At 57.2% G+C, this 3,549-nt stretch carries 2 protein-coding genes; one reads left to right on the top strand and one right to left on the bottom strand.

Annotated features, from left to right (window positions below; translation table 11 throughout):
* Positions 1-752: 752 nt before the first annotated feature.
* Positions 753-1,838: a hypothetical protein gene (locus F6X42_RS42000; protein WP_187639642.1), complete on the bottom strand. Its 1,086-nt coding sequence runs from the start codon at positions 1,836-1,838 to the stop codon at positions 753-755.
* 685 nt (positions 1,839-2,523) lie between these two features.
* On the opposite strand from F6X42_RS42000, the gene F6X42_RS41995 reads away from it, so the two are divergent.
* A complete protein-coding gene (locus tag F6X42_RS41995) occupies positions 2,524-2,946 on the top strand; it encodes an ACT domain-containing protein (protein WP_187639641.1) in 423 nt (140 codons plus the stop codon).
* Positions 2,947-3,549 lie beyond the last annotated feature (603 nt).

Here is a 3,549-nt window from a genome sequence, read left to right as displayed (position 1 = left end):
AGGATCAAGCCACCGCGCAGCACGCCCGCTTCACATCACACGCAATACAAAGGTGCCGGGATGAAATCTGATCCGCTTACCTGACGATCGAACACGGCTTGACAAACAAGTCCCCATAGAAGCGGCCATTCAATTCGCGAGGACGAATCGTGCTTCATCGGCCTTTTCGGTCATGCGCACAACATCGGGTTTCACGCTGAGCGAATGGCCGCTTACACTTCTGGCCGACTATGGTCTCCGGGGGCTCGAGGGTGGGGCCTAGCACGCCGAGACAGGATTGTTTTGCGTCATTTTCGCTCCAATGGGAGTAGCAAATAGCCAGCGCCTCAGAGAGCACTGAGCCGCCGGCGATCTGGTTGTTCGCCTGGCGGCTTCCACCCATACTACCTTCGCTCGCCTATTTTTGAGCAAGGATCGCTTCCTTGTTTCCTCGTGCTCGAGTAATGCCGGCGCTCGCCAATGTGACCGGTGAGAGGATCGACCCGTTTCGCGAACGCAAACAATGCCAGGCAGGCGATGGGCGAGATGGCGAGGACGACCAATAACATATTGAAATACCAGTAACAACGCACTCGGTTGTTTCGAAGGCGTGATCGCTGCTGCCCTCGCCGTTGGCGTGAATGCACCGTACGTCGAGTGGCATCGCATTCACTTCGCGCAGCGGCTGATTTGTCGGCCGCCGGCGTCGTCAGCCGGAATCTCGTTGGCCGATACCGTCTCCCGCGAGCCGTCAGCATCGCGGGAGAGCCACCTTACTGGCCTACGAAGATAAGGCCGTGCGGATTGCCCATTCCAGTGAATACCGGCGTCATTACTCCCGTGGAGATATTGTCTTGCAGAACCATACCCTTGCCTGCGCTGTATGCCGTGCCGGCAGTAAAGCCAGCAGTCGCATCAATGCGATAGATCAGCTGAGTGGCATTGTCGGACAGCAACATAAAGGAGTTGCCCGAAGGCGCCCAGCGCGTATCGTCCACAGGCGACGGGTTGCCGTACGCCGTCAGCGGCAATACGCTAACCGATTGATTCGGGCCGGGGTTGTGGATGAATACCAGCTGGGAGCCGGCCTGATTGTCCTGGACAAAATCGCCGTTCGGGGCGATGGCATTCGAGTCGGGGTCAATCATGTTGAGCGTCACCTGAGCGCCCGTCACGACATTGGTTGCCGTCGCCTCGCCCATCAGCACCGGCGTGAGATGGAACGTTTTATTTCCGGGATTCAACGTCATGCTGTACACCGCCGGGTTCGCGTTGACCCCTTTGGGCGCGCTCGCGGATGGCGAAGTCAGCGTCGGGTTCCCTCCCGACACATACACGGTGCCGTTGACCACTTTCAGGTCATCAAGGCCACCGCCGTGTGCGGTCAGGGCGTCGGGCGTGAACGTTTGCTGCGTGCCTGTGGCCGTGTTGATAACCGTAAGCACAGGGTTCGCGTCTTCATTCGACGTTAACCAGATCGTGTTGGCATCGTACTCCGCAATTCCATCCGGGTGCCCGGGCACATTGATCGTCTTCAGTACGTTCCCATTCGGATCGTACTCGATGATCTGGCTCTGCGGCGACGTGCCCGCGACTACCGTACCATCTGGATTGTTGTTGGGATCCTGTGCGAGGACATAAACGTTATTGCCGTGCAGGAGAAGATCATCGGGCTGAAGTGAACCCGGTATTTTAGCGAAAACCGAGATCTTGTAACCGGGAAGCGCTTCGCTTACCGACGCTGGCACCTGGATCCCCGACCCGGCAGTCGCCGGAGTCCCTCCCACGCTACTTCCGCCTCCGCACGCCGAAAGAATTGAAGCGATACCAGCGAGACAAAGGAATTTTGCCTTACTCATTTCCCATCCTCAATAAATAAATTGGAAGCGCAAACTTTATTGAGGCTTTGTGAATATGTAATGACACATATAAACAGGAATACTAATTAACGTTAAAGCGATGACCTGAAGCATATTAGCGAGACCTTCGCTGTGTTCAGCATAAAAGCTGTTGCCTTTCCGCGAGTTCGCTCGAACATTAAAAAAAGTTAATGTTGTGACGGATTATCGCCCCGCATACCGTTGCCTGATTTCAGTACGGCATCGGCGGACTGCAACGGGTCGATAGCTCCTGTTTGAAGCGCTCGGAACCGGCCATTCGCGGTAGGTCGTACCTGGTGATCTATAAATGACCGGTGTGGCCGATGACCCGCCGAGCGACTGGCAGGAGTGAATGGCCGCTGTAGTTGGAAGCTGCCGAATATGTGCTGCTGGGTCCACCGTCGGCTATACAGGGTCGAACTGAGACAGTCGGACGGTGCGTGCCTATCGCGTGCGCCGAACACCTGACTCATCTGGTGAGTCCGTTAGATATCGTCGGTCTGCAAGTAAATCGAAGAGTTTTGTCGATAGATGAATGGCGTGGGTTAGCGCGCTGCCCCGGGATTCCCGGCATTCCCTTATGTCGCTTACGGTGCCGGCCTTGCTCGCGTGCCGTTGGTGAAGTAGATTGTCTCTATTGAGGTGTCAGGCGGGAGGTATCGCCATGGAACTGAGCGTCGAACGTGTCGATGTTTGGGCAGCGACCATCGAGGACAAGCCGGGCGGCCTTGCGAAAGTATTAAGCGCCTTGCGGGATGCTGGGGCCGACCTGCAGTTCGTCGTTGCGCGTCGCACGCCGGAAGCATCGGGCAAGGGAATCGTCTTTGTCGCACCGCTGCAAGGGGACACGGAGATCCGTGCCGCTACGCAGGTGGGGTTCAGCGTCACCCCGAGCCTTCACTCCGTCCGTGTAATGGGTCTGGACCAACTGGGGATCATCGCGCAATTGACCCAGATGCTGGCAGACGGGGGGATCAACCTCCGCGGCGTTTCGGCCGCTGTACTTGGCACGCAGTTCATTGCTTATCTCGCGGTCGACTCGTTGGACGATGCCGAAAAAGCGACGGACATTCTACAGAGGGACTGAAGCGCCGTGCCGGACTGCGAACTCGCTAGTTTCCTTCCTGGCGAGCCAACTGGTCGCCCTTTCTGCCATGGCTGCCGCTTACGAACGTCCGTTGCGACCTCGACTCGACAGACTGAGCGGCCGTGCGTACACGCGAGCGCGAAGCGGCTGGGTCTCAGTCCGGCCATGAGGCGACGGTCGACGAAGTGACTGGAATGGCCGAGGTTGCGCACGAAGCGCCCATTCACTTCTCTGGCCTAACCGCCCGCCACGCCAAGCCGAGCCGCTCACTAATGCCGGGATAAATCGCGATCCAGCCGTTTCACATCGCGGGCAACCTCGCTAGTGCGCAAATGGAAAGTGCCTCCTCAAAAAAGCTATCAACCCTCACAGTTGCGGCCTATCCACAAAGCATTTACAAAAACCTGATTGATAGGTACGCTCCACCGTTTCGCGATGGCAACACCATGCGCCGGTGTCGATCCGGCGCAGATCCTGAGTGCCATGGCGACAGACTCCCTTTTCTGAACAGCTCGCAGAATGTGATTTTTCCAGTCATTGGCCAACACGATCTGTCACAGCGCCAAAACGGAAAACATCATGCATGACTTGAGCGAAATCGCG

The organism is Paraburkholderia podalyriae, assembly GCF_014397785.1.
GTDB lineage: Bacteria > Pseudomonadota > Gammaproteobacteria > Burkholderiales > Burkholderiaceae > Paraburkholderia > Paraburkholderia podalyriae.
The sequence above is the reverse complement of the archived record's forward strand: the minus strand, read 5'-3'. Positions and strand labels throughout refer to the sequence as shown.

Coding starts and splice junctions, on each gene's coding strand:
- F6X42_RS41995 (WP_187639641.1), top strand. CDS start 2,524: ATGGAACTGAGCGTCGAACGTGTCGATGTTTGGGCAGCGACCATCGAG.
- F6X42_RS42000 (WP_187639642.1), bottom strand. CDS start 1,838: ATGAGTAAGGCAAAATTCCTTTGTCTCGCTGGTATCGCTTCAATTCTT.